Genomic DNA, 14,242 nt, shown 5'->3' on the forward strand with positions numbered 1-14,242 from the left:
TCCGCCGGCGTGTCGCTGCAACAACCGCACAGTTTCCCGGGACGGGGCGGTCTCACTCGGCGACGGGCTCGACCAGGTCCGGCTCGCCCAGGTCCGGCATCCCGTGCACGACCGCCAGCAGGTGGCCCAGGGCGTCGTCGACGGCCACCTCGGTCCGCTCGCCGGACGCGCGGTCGCGGACCTCGATCAGACCGTCGGCCAGCGACCGGCCGACCACCACGATCGTCGGCATGCCCATGATCTCGGCGTCGGCGAACTTCACCCCGGGGCTGGCCTTGCGGTCGTCCAGCACGACGGCGATGCCCGCCTCGTCCAGCTTGCGGCCCAGGTCGGCCGCCCACTCCAACGCGGCCGCGTCCTTCCCGGCCACGACGACATGGACGTCGAACGGTGCCACCTCCCGCGGCCAGCACAGTCCCTTCTCGTCGCAGGTGCCCTCGACCACCGCGGCCACGGCCCGCGAGACACCCACGCCGTACGACCCCATCGTCACCGTGACGAGCTTGCCGTTCTGGTCCAGCACCTTCAGCCCGAGCGCCTCGGCATACTTCCGGCCGAGCTGGAAGATGTGACCCATCTCGATCCCGCGAGCGAGCTCCAGCGGTCCGGAGCCGTCCGGCGCCGGGTCACCGGCGCGGACCTCGGCGGCCTCGATCGTCCCGTCCGGGGTGAAGTCGCGACCGGCCACAAGGTCGAACACGTGCCGGCCCGGCTCGTTCGCACCGGTCAGCCAGCGGCTGCCGGAGACGACCCGCGGATCGACCAGGAAACGCACCGTGCTGGCCGACTCCTCGCCCAGACCGGCGCCGCCGGGGGTCCGGGCCGGCCCGATGTAGCCCTTGACCAGGCCCGGGTTGGCCGCGAAGTCCTCCTCGGTGAACACCTCCGCCTCGGCCGGCTCCAGCTGCGCGGCGAGCCGCTTCAGGTCGACCTCGCGGTCACCGGGCACGCCGACGGCCAGCGGAGCGCGCGTCCCGTCCGGCTCGGTGACCATGAAGACGACGTTCTTCAGCGTGTCGGCGCCCGTCCAGGGCCGGTCCTCGCGCGGGAAGCGGTCGTTGGCCAGCGCCACCAGGGTCTCGATGGTCGGCGTGTCGGGGGTGTCCTCCACGTGCGCGGCCGGCGCGTCCTCAAACGGGATCGGCTCGGGCGCGGCCGTGTGCACCGCCTCGACGTTCGCGGCATAGCCGCCCGGCGAACGGACGAAGGTGTCCTCACCGTTCTCGGCGATCGCCAGGAACTCCTCGCTGGCCGATCCGCCCATCGCGCCGGACATGGCCTGCACGATCGCGTAGTCGAAGCCGAGCCGGTCGAAGATCCTGACGTAGGCGCTGCGATGCAGGTCGTACGCCTTCTGCAGTCCGGCGTCGTCGATGTCGAAGGAGTACGAGTCCTTCATCACGAACTCGCGACCGCGCAGGATGCCGGCTCGGGGTCTCGCCTCGTCACGGTACTTGGTCTGGATCTGGTACAGGTTGAGCGGCAGATCCTTGTAGGAGGAGCACAAGTCCTTGACCAGCAGGGTGAACATCTCCTCGTGCGTCGGCCCGAGCAGATAGTCGCCGTCCTTGCGGTCCTTCAACCGGAAGATGTTCGGGCCGTACTCGGTCCAGCGGCCGGTGGCCTCGTACGGCTCGCGCGGCAGCAGCGCCGGGAAGTGCACCTCCTGCGCGCCGATCGCGTCCATCTCCTGCCGGACGATCTGCTCGATCTTCCGGAGCACCCGGTAGCCCAGCGGGAGCCAGCTGTAGATGCCCGGCGCCGCCCGCCGGATGTAACCGGCCCGGACCAGCCAGCGGTGGCTCGGGACCTCTGCGTCGGCGGGGTCCTCGCGCAGCGTGCGGACGAACAGCTCCGACATTCGGGTGATCACGGCGTGCCTTCCTTCGTACGAGTGCCCTGAGCACCCTACTCGGCGGACGGCGCCTCGCTCGCGCCAAGCGTCAGGACGGGAGCAGCGCCTCCGCGATCGGGGTGTCGCCGTCGTTGAAGGCGATCACCCGGCGGCCGACGCTCGCCGGCTCGGCCGCGATCACCTGCCGGATCACGGCGGCGACGTTCGCCCGCGACACCGAGCCGGCGGCGCGGGCGCCGGCGTCGATCCGGCCGGTCGGCTCGTCCAGAGTCAGCCGGCTCGGCCGCAGGATGGTCCAATCCAGCGCGGAGTCCTGCAAATAGGCGTCGGCCGCTGACTTGGCGTCGGCGTAGGCGAAGAAACCGTCGTCGGCGGGGACCCCGTGGTCCGGTCCGGCGCCGAAATAGCTCACCATCACGTAGCGCGAGATCCCGGCCGCGCGGGCCGCGTCCATCGAGCGGATGGCCGCATCCCGGTCCACCGCATACGTCCGAGCCGGGCTTCCCCCGCCGGCGCCGGCGGACCAGACGACGACGTCGTGCCCGGTCAGCAGCGCGGTCAAGCCGTCGGTGTCGAGGTTCTCGACGTCGGCGACCACCGGGTCCGCGCCGCGGGCGGCGATGTCCTCGGCGTGAGCCGGGTTCCGGACGACGGCCGAGACCTCGTGGCCGTCGGCGACGAGCAGTGGCTCGGCCAGCAGCGCGACCTTGCCGTGGCCGCCGATCAGCGCGATGCGAGACATCCGCCGAGCCTAGCGTCGCCCGCCGCACGGCCGAGAACCCGTCCGTGGCCGGAAACTCGGGGCGCCTGGGCGGCGAACGACCACCAAATTCCGGCCATGGCGGGAATTTGGCGTGCCGGGACGGTCACCGGCGGGTCAGATCGTCGGGTGGACCTCCACTCGCTGACCGTCTGGGTCGGCGACCTCGACCGCGATCCCGGCCTCGCCGTCGGTCACCCGCGCGTCCGCGTACCCGGCCGCGACGAGCCGGGCGGCGAGGGCGTCGAGCGGCTCGCTGGTCTCGAAGCCGAGCTGGACCAGGGCCGGTCCGGCTCCCCCGGCCGCGGGACCGCCGCCGCCGGTGCCGTGCAGCCCGATCACGCCGCCTCGCCGCCGGGCCGCCCGCAGGTCGCACCACCACGGGTTGTCCAGCGAGCCGAACGGCTCGAACCCGAACGCGCCGAAGAACGCGGCGTCGGCGGTGAAGTCGTCGCTGTACCAGACCGCGACCACGTCCAGCGACGCCGCGATGCGTTGGCCGCCGTCCACCTCACCGCCCCGGCTCGGGATCGCGTTCAGCCCGATCAGCCGGCCGGCCGGGCCGGTCACGACGCCCTGCCGGCCGTACGGCTCGTCCCGGACCCGGGTCGGCCATCCAGCGGCGGCGAGTCGATCCGCTTCGACGTCGACGTCGGCGACCGCGACGTTCAGGGTCGTCTGCCCGGGCGATGCCCCGGACCCGGCCGGCTCCGCCGGGTGCACCGCGAGCAACCCGGAGGCGGCCGCGAACTCCGCATAACCGCCGCTCGCACCGTCGAGCTGGCGGAGCCCGAGCGTGCGCCAGAACTCGATCAGCGGCGCGGGATCGGCACTGAACCTCATCGGAAACACGGCGTACGCGGGTTCGGTCACGAACGACAGTCTGGTCCGCGCCGCCGCGCCGCGGAAGGCGGCCGTCGCCGTGACACACTGCCGAGATGGCCTCGTACGACGTGAATCCCGATGCCGTCCGCCGCGCCGAGCAACTGATCGACGCCCGGCAGTACGTCCTCGACAGCGACTGGGGCGACGTCCAGCCGAACGCCGAGAGCCAGAACGCCTACCTGCGATCGCACAGCTGGGGCGACTACGCGGCGTGGCACCTCGGGCTCACGGTCGGAGCGAACGACGAGACCAAGGCCCGGTACGCCTTCGTCTACGGCGACTTTCGCCGGATCCACCGCAGCGGCCTGATCGCGTGCGTCTACCGGGCGGCGGAGTGGCGGCACAAGGCCGTCGAACGGGCGGCGTACGACCTGCTGCAGCGGCTGGACGAACGCGCCGGGATCGGCTGAGGATCGCCCCGCCGGATCAGCTCAGCAGGGCGCCCGCGGTGAGGAAGGCGCAGACGCCGACGAACAAGATGCCGAGCAGCGGAGCGATGAACCGCAGATAGGTGTTGTAGCCGACCTTGGCCAGCGACAGCCCGCCCATCACCACCGCGGTGGTCGGCACCCACAGGTTCATCCAGCCGGAGGCCGCGGCCCAGGCCGTGATCACCAACGATCGCGGTACGCCGGCGAAGTCGCCGAGCGGCGCCATGATCGGCATCGCCAGGGTGGCATGGCCGGAGGTGGAGGGGATCAGGAACGCCAGCGGCAGGTTCACCACGAACACCAAGATCGCGAACAGGGCCGAGCCGGCGTGCGAGACCGCACCCTCCATCGCGTGCAGCACGGTGTCGGTGATCTGGGTGTTGTTCATGATCGCGGCGACCCCGCGGGCGAGGACGATCACCAGCCCGGCGGAGATGAAGTCGCCGGCGCCCTGGCTGATGGTGGCGCTGAGCTTCTGCTCCCCCAGCCCGCCGATCAGTCCGACCACGATCGCGGAGACCAGGAACCAGGCGGCCAGCTGGCCGAACCCCCAGCCGAGTTCCCAGGGGTAAGGGTCCGATCCGGAGCCCTTGATGATGTCGGACCACGGGATGATGCCGAAGATCATCACCACGAAGGTGAAGACCACCCAGATCAGCACGGCGATCTGGCGCCGGGTCAGCGGCGGCGGCAGCGGCGCGTCGTGCGCGTCCTCGTCGCCCGGCAGGAAGCCGACCCGGGAGCTCGCCGGGTCCGCCTTCACCTTCCTGGCATAGCGCAGCACGAAGAGCACGGTGACCGCGGTCAGCACCAGCCACATGATCAGCCGGAGCCCGATCCCGTCACTGATCGGGACGCCGGCCGCGCTTGAGGCGACCCCGATGGCGAACGGGTTCAAGGTAGAGGCGAGGCAGCCGATGCCGGCGCCGAGGATGATCGCGCCGACCGCGACCAGCCGGTCGTAGCCCAGCGCCAGCATCAGCGGGATGATCAACCCGTAGAAGCCGAGCGTCTCCTCGGCGAAGCCCTCGATGCTGCCGAGCAGGCTGAACAAGACCATGATCCCGACGATCAGCAGCCAACCGCGGTTGGACAGCCGGGCGGCCAGCCGGCCGATGCCCCGCTCCAGCGCCCCGGTCGCCATCATCATGGTCACGAAGATGCCGATCGCCAGCACGAAGAAGAACACCGCGACGCTGCCGAACAGGTCGCCGCTGTTGTCCGGGCTGACGAATCCGGTGGTGTCCTGGATGCCGTACAGGCCGTTCACCGGCGAGACGAACAGATCCTGCAGCCGCTGGCCGAAGTCCTCCGGCGAGGCGACCCGCTGGTAGGTCCCCTCGATCGGCTGGCCGTCGTCGTTGCGCTGGTAGGTCCCGGCCGGGATGACGAAGGCGAGCAGCCAGACGAACACCGTGACGATCGCCAGCACCGTGTAGGCGCTGGGGAAGTACTTGGTCGTGGCGGTCGGTGGCGCCTCAGGCGCCTGCGGGTCGGGTGTGGTCTGGTCGGGTGCGCTGGTCATCGGCTCACTCCCGGTCGGTCAGGACTGTTGCCCGGCGGCGTAGCGGTGGAAGAACTCCACCATGGCGATCACCGTCCGCCGGATCTCGTCGATCACCACCCGCTCGTTCGGGGCGTGCAGGTTGCACTGCATGTCCTCGGCACCGAACAGCAGGATCTCCGCGGTCGGGACCGCGTCGTGCAGCCCGCTGACCAGCGGGATCGCGCCGCCGCTGCCGACCTCGATCGGCTCCGCGCCCCAGGCTCGGCGCAGGGCCTCGCGGGCGGCGACGTACGCAGGGCCGGTCGTGGTGGCCTCGAACCCGTTGCCCGCGTCGCTGCGCTCGACGGTGAGCTCCAGTCCGAACGGTTTGATCGACTCCAGGTGCGCGACGACGGCGTCCTGCGCCTCGGCGGCGCTCTGCAGCGGGTGCACCCGGATGTTGATCATCGCCCGGGCGTACGGGTTGACCGCCAGCACGGCCCCGTCCACCTTGGGTACGTCCATGCCCACCACGGTGATCGCCGGGCCGGACCAGAGCCGGTCGGCGATCGTGCCGTCGCCGAACAGCGGCGTGCCGGGCGCGATCCCGGCCATCCGCCGGAACTCGTCGTCGTCGATGGGGGCGGCACCGGTCCAGGTGTCGTCGCGCAGGCCGGCGACGGCCACGTTGCCCCGGTCGTCGTGCAGCGTGGCCAGCGCGTGGATCAGCGCGATCAGCGCGTCCGGCGCCGGGCCGCCGAACTCACCGCTGTGCTTCGGCTCCGGCAAGGTCCGGAGCGAGACGGTCACCTCGGTGTCGCCGCGCAACGCGGTGGTGAACGTCGGCCGGCCGGGCTCGATGTTGCCCATGTCCGCGATCACCATCGCATCGCAGGCGAAGAAGCCGGGATCGGTGACCGGGTAGCCGTCGAACGGGCTACCCCACTCCTCCTGGCCCTCGAAGACGATCTTGAGGGTGACCGGTGGCCGGCCGTCCATCGCCCGCAGCGCGCCGATATGGGCGATCACGTTGGACTTGTCGTCGGCGGCGCCCCGGCCGTGGACGACGCCGTCGATCTCGGTCGGGGTGAACGGTGGGGTCTGCCACAGCGCCTCGTCGCCGGCCGGCTGGACGTCGTAGTGCGCATAGAGCAGGACGGTCGGCGCACCCGGCGGGCCCGGCACGGTGGCGGTGATGATCGGCGCGGTGTCAGGCAGCTCGAGCCGGCCGACGTCGGCCACACCGGCGTCGCGGAGCAACTCGACGATCAGGTCGTGCGCCGCCAGCACCGGCGCCCGGTCGAACCCCTCGAACGCGATCGAGGGAATCGCGACCAGCCGCTTCAGATCCTCGACGAGCCGCGGCATCAGCGCGTCCACCCGATCGGTGAGCTCGGACATCGGCGGGCCTCCCGGACGTACGCAATCGATCATGGTCTCGACTGGTCAGCACCCTAGACGACCGGCCCGTTCGTTGCCAGACGGTCGAAGCCGCCCGGGCCGGTGCTCGGCAACCACCATGGTCCCGATCAGGGGGACCGACCGGGTGGCGGTGGGGCCGTGACCTCGCACGGCGCGGAGCTGGCCGCGTTCGTCGCCGGACTGCGCTGGGCGGACGTGTCGCCCGGAGGTCGGAGCCTGGTAGGCGACCGCGTGCTGGACACCCTCGGCTGCATGCTCGCCGCGGTCGGTGGTCCGAGCTGGGCCGTCGTGTTCGAGGACAATGCCGGCGCAGCCTCGGCGCAGCGGACGTGGCGGCGCTTCGGAACCTGATCGCCGGCCTGCCCGACGCAGCTGATCTCGCCGCGGTCGGTGCCGCGCTTCGCGCCGCGAGGGCGAACCCGGCGTGAGGCCTCCTGCCTCGCTCGGATGCGTCGCGTTCGCTCGGCGCGCAGCTCGCTCGGTGCGCAGCTCGCGCGGCGAGCAGCTCGCGCGGTGAGCAGCTCGCGCGGTGAGCAGCTCGCGCGGCGGGGCGCGTCCTCGGCTGCCGGCGCCCAAATCCACCCGTGGCCGGAAAATCGGGACCGAACCCGGGCCGCCGGGGCACAAAATCCCGCCACGGGTGGAATCTGCGGCCTGGCCCGAACGGGCGGGCGGGGCCGAACGGGCGGGCGGGCCGGCGCGCCGGGCGTCAGGGCGCACTCATTGCGGCCCGCGTCGTAGGCCGGCCGGGCGGACACGATCGGGGCGAGGTGTCAGTAGTGCACGGTGGCGAACTCGCCCACGTCGCGGAAGCCGACCCGCGCGTACGTCGCCCGGGCGGGCAGGTTGAAGTCGTTGACGTACAGGGTGACGACCGGCGCGACGGTGCGCGCGAGCCGGACGGCGGCGGCCATCGCCGGTGCGGCCAGACCGCGGCCGCGCATCGCGGGGTCGAGCCAGACGCCCTGCACCTGGCAGACGTTGCCGGAAACCGAACCGAGGTCGGCCTTGAAGACGACCCGCCCGCGGTGCACCAGCCCGAACGCGCGGCCCGACGTGATCAGCTGCCGGACGTAGAACCGGTAGCCGGCCGGGTTGCCCTGCAGGGGCGAGACGCCGACCTCCTCGGTGTACATCTTCACCGCGGCCTCGTAGTAGGGGTCCCAGTGCTCCAGGCTGATCCGGTGCACGTCCGGGTTGAACGGCACGGCCGGATCGTGGTCGATCGACATCACGGGCTGCCGCGGCCGGATGTTGCGCACCTCGGTCCAGTCCGATCCCCACAGCTCGCCGAGCCGTCGCCACAGCGCCATCGCGACCCCAGACGGGCCGATGATCGAGGCGCACGCGCGGTGCCGGCCGGCCACCCGCGCCCAGGCGTCGATGGCGTCCGCGTCGGCGTTCACCGGCACCAGGTTCGACCCGGCGTGGAACAGCGCCCGCAGGCCCCCGTCTCGCTCGTAGCCCCACAACGGGCAGCCGAGCCCGGTCTGGTCCAGCCCGGAGGAGCGCACCCGGGCGGCCACGAACACGTTCTCGATCGGGTTGGCCGACAGCAGCGCGACCGTTGCCGCCAGGTCGTCGCGACCCAGCACCCGGACCGACCCCCGGCCGTTGCCGGGCGGTGCGGCGTGCACGGCCGTGGTGCCCATCGGGCTAGGAGACGCTCACCTGGGCGCCGCCGGCGCCGACCGCCTCCGGACCCAGCTCGTCGGCGATCCGCATCGCCTCCTCGATCAGGGTCTCGACGATCTCGCTCTCCTTGACCGTCTTGATCACCTCGCCCTTGACGAAGATCTGGCCCTTGCCGTTGCCGGAGGCCACCCCGAGATCGGCCTCGCGCGCCTCGCCCGGACCGTTCACCACACAGCCCATCACGGCCACCCGGAGCGGGACCTCCAGTCCCTCCAGCCCCGCCGTCACCTCGTCGGCCAGCTTGTAGACATCCACCTGCGCCCGGCCGCACGACGGGCAGGAAACGATCTCGAGGTGACGGGGCCGTAGGTTCAGCGACTCGAGGATCTTGATCCCGACCTTCACCTCCTCCACCGGCGGCGCGGACAGCGACACCCGGATGGTGTCGCCGATCCCCCGGCTGAGCAGCGAGCCGAACGCCACCGCGGACTTGATCGTGCCCTGGAACGCCGGCCCGGCCTCGGTCACCCCGAGGTGCAACGGATAGTCACAGGCGTCGCTGAGCAGCTCGTACGCCCGGACCATCACCACCGGGTCGTTGTGCTTGACGCTGATCTTGAAGTCCCGGAAGCCGTGCTCCTCGAACAGGCTGGCCTCCCACAGCGCCGACTCGACCAGCGCCTCCGGAGTGGCCTTGCCGTACTTCGCCAGCAGCCGCTTGTCCAGCGAGCCGGCGTTCACCCCGATCCGGATCGAGGTGCCGTGGTCGGTCGCGGCGGCGGCGATCTCCTTGACCTGGTCGTCGAACGCCCGGATGTTGCCCGGATTGACCCGGACGGCGGCGCAGCCGGCCTCGATGGCGGCGAAGACGTACTTCGGCTGGAAGTGGATGTCCGCGATCACCGGGATCTGCGACTTCTTCGCGATCGCCGGCAGCGCGTCCGCGTCGTCCTGGCTCGGCACGGCGACCCGGACGATGTCGCAGCCGGTCGCGGTCAGCTCCGCGATCTGCTGCAGGGTCGCGTTGATGTCGGAGGTGAGCGTGGTCGTCATCGACTGGACGCTGATCGGGGCGTCGCCGCCGACCTCCACCTTGCCGACCTTGATCTTGCGCGTCTTGCGGCGCGGCGCCAGCACGGGCGGTGGAAGGGCGGGCAGGCCGAGATCGATACTCATCGGTGACATTCTGTCGAGGGACGCGCGGACGGTGCCAGCGTAGTCGGCACAGGCCCGGCGGGCGTACGACCCGGCTGTGAGAGGTCGGTCCGATCGGAGATTCCGGCCGTGGCTGGAATTTCGGGCCCTATCGAGCCCGGATCGGCCCGAAATTCCAGCCACGGACGGAGTTTCGGATACCGCGTACGTCCCGGGCCTCGGCCTCGGTCCGATCGGAGATTCCGGCCATGGCTGGATTTTCGGGCCCCACTCGGCCCGGATCGGCCCGAAATTCCAGCCACGGGTGGACTTTGGGGCGCCGCGTACGCCTCGGGGCCACAACCTCGCCCGGAGTGGCCCGCGCGGGCGGAATTCCGGCCGCGGCGGGCTTCTGGGCCCCAATCCCGGCCGAACCGGCCCCAATTTCCGGCCACGGGTGGATTTTGGTTCATCCGGCGGAGCGGCATCCCGGGGAAGCGGCATCTCCGGCGGCGCGGCGAGCCGGGGACCGCGACGGCGTGCGGGGCGGCGACGAGCAGATGCGGCAGGATGCCGGCCATGGTCTTGGTCGTCGCCGCGGTGCTGGTCGATGCGCTCGAGGCGCCGACCCGGCTGCTGGCGGCGCGCCGCACGGGACCACCGCGGCTCGCCGGCGGCTGGGAGTTCCCGGGCGGCAAGGTCGAGCCCGGCGAGACCCCGATCCAGGCGCTGCATCGCGAGCTGGCCGAGGAACTCGGCGTGACGATCACGGTCGGGCCCGAGGTCCCGCCGCCGGCCGGCCCCGCCTGGCCGATCGCCGCGGAGCTCGAGATGCGGGTCTGGCTGGCGGCGGTCGCCGGCGGCGAGCCCGTCGCGACGGCCAGCCACGACCGGCTGCGCTGGCTGACGGCGGCGGAGCTGTTCGATGTCGCCTGGCTGCCGGCCGATGTCGCCCTGATCCACCGGCTGGCACGCCTGCTCGGTCGGTGACCGCCCCCGTCGCGTGAGCCGGGCCTCGAACCCGCGACTTCGCTCGGCGGTGTGCGACTTCGCTCACCGCCGCCGATGCGCGAAGTGGCGGTTCGGCGAGCGAAGTCGCGGCTCGACGCTGGCCGGAGGTGGCCGGGAGGATGCCGGTCAGGGCCGCAGCCACTCCAACAGGTCGGCGTTGATCGTCTCGGCCTGGGTCGTCGGCATCCCGTGCGGGAAGCCGGGGTATGTCTTCAGCGTCCCGTTCTGGACCAGCGCCGCCGACAGCGGCCCGGAGTCGGCGTAGGGCACCACCTGGTCGTCGTCACCGTGCATCACCAGCACCGGAACGCTGATCTTCTTCAGATCCTCGGTGAAGTCGGTCTGCGAGAACGCGACGATCCCGTCGTAGTGCGCCTTGGCGCCGCCCATCATGCCCTGCCGCCACCAGTTCTGAATGATGGCTTCGGAGCTCTCGACCCCGGGCCGGTTGAACCCGTAGAACGGCCCGGACGGCAGCGCTCGATAGAACTCCGACCGATTCGCCGCGACCTGGGCCTGCAGGTCGTCGAAGACACTCTTGGGCAGTCCGCCCGGATTGGTCTCGGTCTGCACCATGATCGGCGGTACAGCGCTGATCAGGATCGCCCGCGCCACCCGGTCCTCGCCGTACTGGCCGATGTAGTGCGCCACCTCGCCACCGCCGGTCGAGTGTCCGACATGGATCGCGTCGTGGAGATCGAGATGCTCGGTCAGGGCCGCCAGGTCGGCGGCGTAGTGGTCCATGTCGTGGCCGTCGCCGGTCTGGGTCGAGCGGCCGTGGCCGCGCCGGTCGTGGGCGATCACCCGATAGCCGTGCTGCAGGAAGAACAGCAGCTGCGTGTCCCAGTCGTCCGCCGACAGCGGCCAGCCGTGGCTGAACACGATGGGCTGCCCTGAGCCCCAGTCCTTGTAGTAGATCTCGACGCCGTCGCTCGTGATGATCGTGCCCATGGGGGTGTCCTCCGGGTGGGGCTGCGGTGGGTTCCAGCCCAGTATGGGTAGCCGCCATCCTGCCCGCGCGACCGGGGGCCGGGTGGGCCGCCGACCACGCGGGACGCGATCAGAAGAGCCGGATCGGATCGATCAGGTCGGCCAGGATCAGCACCACGCCGGAGAGCATGATGACGGCACCGACGGCGTACGCGATCGGCATCATCCGGGCCGTGTCGACGTAGCCGGGGTCGGGCCGGCCGCGCAGCTTCGCCAGCCCGCGACGGAGCGCCTCGTAGAGCGCACCCGCGATGTGGCCGCCGTCCAGCGGCAGCAGCGGGATGAAGTTGAACAGGGCCACGAACAGGTTCACCGAGCCGAGCAGGGTGAACATCACCGCGACCTTGTCGCCCGCGGTCAACTGGTTCGTCGAGGCGACCTCGCCGGCCGCCCGGCTGGCGCCGACGATGCTCATCGGGCCGTAGATGTCGCGCGGCTTGCCGGTGATCAGGTTGTAGGCGGTGTAGTAGACCTTCACCGGGAAGCCGATCAGCGCGTGCGCGGTCTGCTGCGTCATCGTCCACATGTCGCCGAGCACCCCGACTGGGCCGGTGCGTTCCCGAACGGTCAGCGGCTCGATCCCGAAGAAGCCGGCCGCGACCCGCTTGGACGGGTCCCAGCGGTCGGCCACGCCGTTGATCACCGTGTTCACCGTGGTGAGCTGGATCGTCTCGCCGTTGCGTTCGACGGTCAGCGTCACCGGCTTGTCCATGTTGGCCCGGATCAGTTCGGAGATGTCGTCCCAGGAGCTCACCGGCTGGCCGTTGAACGCGACGATCCGGTCGTTCACCTGGATTCCGGACAGCGCCGCGGGCGTCTCCGGGTTGCCGTCGCAGTTCTTGTCGGTGGCGTCGGCGGCGACGATGCACTCCTGCACGCCCTTCACCACCGGCTGGGTCTGGTAGGTCCCGTAGGTCATCCCGACCCCGAGCAGGATCACGAACGCAAGGATCAGGTTCATCGTCGGCCCGCCGGCCATGATGATGAGCTTCTGCCACGACTTCTTCTGGTAGAAGAGCCGGCCCTCGTCCTCGGCCTTGATGTCTTGCCACTCGGCGGCGCGGGCGCTGTCGGCGAGGCCGCGGAACGGCCCGGTGGCGTACGCCCGGATCTTGGTCGGATTGTCCTTGGCCGGCGGGAACATGCCGACGAAGCGGACGTAGCCGCCGAGCGGGACGGCTTTGATGCCGTACTCCGTCTCGCCGACCCGCTTCGACCACAGAGTCTTGCCGAAGCCGACGAAGTACTGGGTCGTCTTCACACCGAACGCCTTGCCGGGCACCAGGTGACCGATCTCGTGCAGCGCGATCGACGCCATCACCAGCGCGAAGAAGACCAACGCGCCGGCGAGGTAGATCACCCAGTCCATCTATGTCCTTTTCGTCAGCTCCCGGGCCCGTTCCCTGGCCCACGCGTCCGCGGCCAGCACGGTTTCCACCGTGAGCTCGTCGTCGGACCGCCAGATAGAGCGTACGTCGGTTGTCGGCTCGGCGACCCCCCGCGACGATCGGCGGCCGTCGGACAGGTGCTCGGCCAGCACTTGCTCGACGATGTCGAGGATGTCGACGAACCCGAGCGCGCCGTCGTGGAAGGCGTCAACGCAGATCTCGTTGGCGGCGTTGAACACCGCCGGCGCGGTGCCGGCGTGCGTCCCGGCTCGGCGGGCCAGCCGGACGGCCGGGAACGCGTCGTCGTCCAGCGGCTCGAACGTCCAGCTGGTTGCCGTGGTCCAGTCCACCGGCCGGGCGGCGCCGGGCACCCGGTCGGGCCAGCCGAGGCCCAGCGCGATCGGCAGCCTCATGTCGGGCGGCGAGCACTGCGCGAGGGTCGAGCCGTCGACGAACTGGACCATCGAGTGCACCACCGACTGTGGGTGTACGACGACGTCGATCCGGTCCAGCGCCACGTCGAACAGCAGGTGGGCCTCCAGCAGCTCCAGCCCCTTGTTGACCAGGGTGGCGGAGTTGGTGGTGACCATCCGGCCCATGTCCCAGGTCGGATGGGCCAGCGCCTGTGCCGGCGTGACGTCACGGAGCTGGTCACGGGTCCGCCCGCGGAACGGGCCGCCGCTCGCGGTGAGGATCAGCCGGTCGACCTCGGCCGCCGACCCGCCGCGCAGACACTGGGCCAGCGCCGAGTGCTCGGAGTCGACCGGCACCAGCTGACCCGGCCGGGCCGCCCGGGTGACCAGCCGGCCGCCGATCACCAGCGACTCCTTGTTGGCCAGGGCAAGCATGGCTCCCGTCCGCAGAGCGGACATCGTCGGCGCCAGTCCGGCGGCTCCGGTGATCCCGTTCAGGACCACGTCGCAGGGTTCGGCGGCGACCTCGGCGGCCGCACCGGGACCCGCGACGATCCGCGGCAGCCGGGTGTCGCCGCTGGACCAGCCCCGGTCGCGCGCCTCGGCGTAGAACGCCAGCTGGAGGTCCTGCACTACGGTGGCGCGCGTCACGCCGACCAGTCGCGCCCCGGTCTGCAGCGCCTGCCGCGCCAACAGCGCAACATCGTTGCCGCCGGCCGCCAGCGCCACCACGCGGAAGTCGCCCGGCCGGGCCGCGATCACGTCGAGGGCCTGGGTCCCGATCGACCCGGTGCTGCCCAGGATGACGACGTCGCGCACGCGGTCACCCTAG

Annotated in this window: 13 protein-coding genes; 3 read left to right on the forward strand and 10 right to left on the reverse strand. The window is 71.2% G+C overall.

The window, feature by feature from the left end:
• Positions 1-52: 52 nt before the first annotated feature.
• The 3 genes from ABD747_RS15320 to ABD747_RS15330 all read right to left on the reverse strand — a co-directional run bounded on the left by ABD747_RS15320 (position 53) and on the right by ABD747_RS15330 (position 3,488).
• Positions 53-1,861, reverse strand: coding sequence for a proline--tRNA ligase (locus ABD747_RS15320; RefSeq protein WP_344806676.1), 1,809 nt, complete (start codon positions 1,859-1,861; stop codon positions 53-55).
• 82 nt (positions 1,862-1,943) lie between these two features.
• Positions 1,944-2,597 (reverse strand): SDR family oxidoreductase, encoded by a 654-nt coding sequence (locus ABD747_RS15325; protein ID WP_344806066.1) that lies wholly within the window; start codon positions 2,595-2,597, stop codon positions 1,944-1,946.
• 135 nt (positions 2,598-2,732) lie between these two features.
• Positions 2,733-3,488 (reverse strand): VOC family protein, encoded by a 756-nt coding sequence (locus tag ABD747_RS15330; RefSeq protein WP_344806068.1) that lies wholly within the window; start codon positions 3,486-3,488, stop codon positions 2,733-2,735.
• A gap of 65 nt (positions 3,489-3,553) precedes the next feature.
• Here ABD747_RS15330 and ABD747_RS15335 point away from each other — a divergent pair, with 65 nt between their 5' ends.
• A complete protein-coding gene (locus ABD747_RS15335) occupies positions 3,554-3,910 on the forward strand; it encodes a hypothetical protein (RefSeq protein WP_344806070.1) in 357 nt (118 codons plus the stop codon).
• Between the two features lie 16 nt (positions 3,911-3,926).
• On the opposite strand, the gene ABD747_RS15340 is transcribed toward ABD747_RS15335, so the two are convergent.
• On the reverse strand, positions 3,927-5,456 hold the full coding sequence (locus ABD747_RS15340; RefSeq protein WP_344806072.1) for a YfcC family protein: 1,530 nt from the start codon (positions 5,454-5,456) through the stop codon (positions 3,927-3,929).
• Between the two features lie 18 nt (positions 5,457-5,474).
• Positions 5,475-6,818 carry a M20/M25/M40 family metallo-hydrolase gene (locus tag ABD747_RS15345; RefSeq protein WP_344806074.1) on the reverse strand — a complete coding sequence of 448 codons (1,344 nt, stop codon included), beginning with the start codon at positions 6,816-6,818 and terminating at the stop codon, positions 5,475-5,477.
• A gap of 159 nt (positions 6,819-6,977) precedes the next feature.
• On the opposite strand from ABD747_RS15345, the gene ABD747_RS15350 reads away from it, so the two are divergent.
• The gene (locus ABD747_RS15350; protein ID WP_344806076.1) at positions 6,978-7,190 is read left to right on the forward strand and encodes a hypothetical protein; all 213 of its coding nucleotides are present in this window, start codon (positions 6,978-6,980) and stop codon (positions 7,188-7,190) included.
• A 422-nt stretch (positions 7,191-7,612) separates the two neighbouring features.
• Here ABD747_RS15350 and ABD747_RS15355 read toward each other — a convergent pair whose 3' ends face one another.
• On the reverse strand, positions 7,613-8,491 hold the full coding sequence (locus ABD747_RS15355; protein WP_344806078.1) for a GNAT family N-acetyltransferase: 879 nt from the start codon (positions 8,489-8,491) through the stop codon (positions 7,613-7,615).
• A gap of 4 nt (positions 8,492-8,495) precedes the next feature.
• On the reverse strand, positions 8,496-9,650 hold the full coding sequence (gene ispG, locus ABD747_RS15360) for a flavodoxin-dependent (E)-4-hydroxy-3-methylbut-2-enyl-diphosphate synthase (RefSeq protein WP_344806080.1): 1,155 nt from the start codon (positions 9,648-9,650) through the stop codon (positions 8,496-8,498).
• 537 nt (positions 9,651-10,187) lie between these two features.
• Here ispG and ABD747_RS15365 point away from each other — a divergent pair.
• Positions 10,188-10,598 (forward strand): (deoxy)nucleoside triphosphate pyrophosphohydrolase, encoded by a 411-nt coding sequence (locus ABD747_RS15365; RefSeq protein ID WP_344806082.1) that lies wholly within the window; start codon positions 10,188-10,190, stop codon positions 10,596-10,598.
• 147 nt (positions 10,599-10,745) lie between these two features.
• Here ABD747_RS15365 and ABD747_RS15370 read toward each other — a convergent pair whose 3' ends face one another.
• The 3 genes from ABD747_RS15370 to dxr form a co-directional block, all read right to left on the reverse strand.
• Positions 10,746-11,570 carry an alpha/beta fold hydrolase gene (locus ABD747_RS15370; RefSeq protein WP_344806084.1) on the reverse strand — a complete coding sequence of 275 codons (825 nt, stop codon included), beginning with the start codon at positions 11,568-11,570 and terminating at the stop codon, positions 10,746-10,748.
• Between the two features lie 109 nt (positions 11,571-11,679).
• Positions 11,680-12,978: a M50 family metallopeptidase gene (locus tag ABD747_RS15375; RefSeq protein ID WP_344806086.1), complete on the reverse strand. Its 1,299-nt coding sequence runs from the start codon at positions 12,976-12,978 to the stop codon at positions 11,680-11,682.
• Positions 12,979-14,229 carry a 1-deoxy-D-xylulose-5-phosphate reductoisomerase gene (gene dxr / locus ABD747_RS15380; protein WP_344806087.1) on the reverse strand — a complete coding sequence of 417 codons (1,251 nt, stop codon included), beginning with the start codon at positions 14,227-14,229 and terminating at the stop codon, positions 12,979-12,981.
• Between the last annotated feature and the right edge of the window lie 13 nt (positions 14,230-14,242).

It is taken from the genome of Microlunatus ginsengisoli, assembly GCF_039537205.1.
In the GTDB taxonomy this organism is placed as follows: domain Bacteria; phylum Actinomycetota; class Actinomycetes; order Propionibacteriales; family Propionibacteriaceae; genus Microlunatus; species Microlunatus ginsengisoli.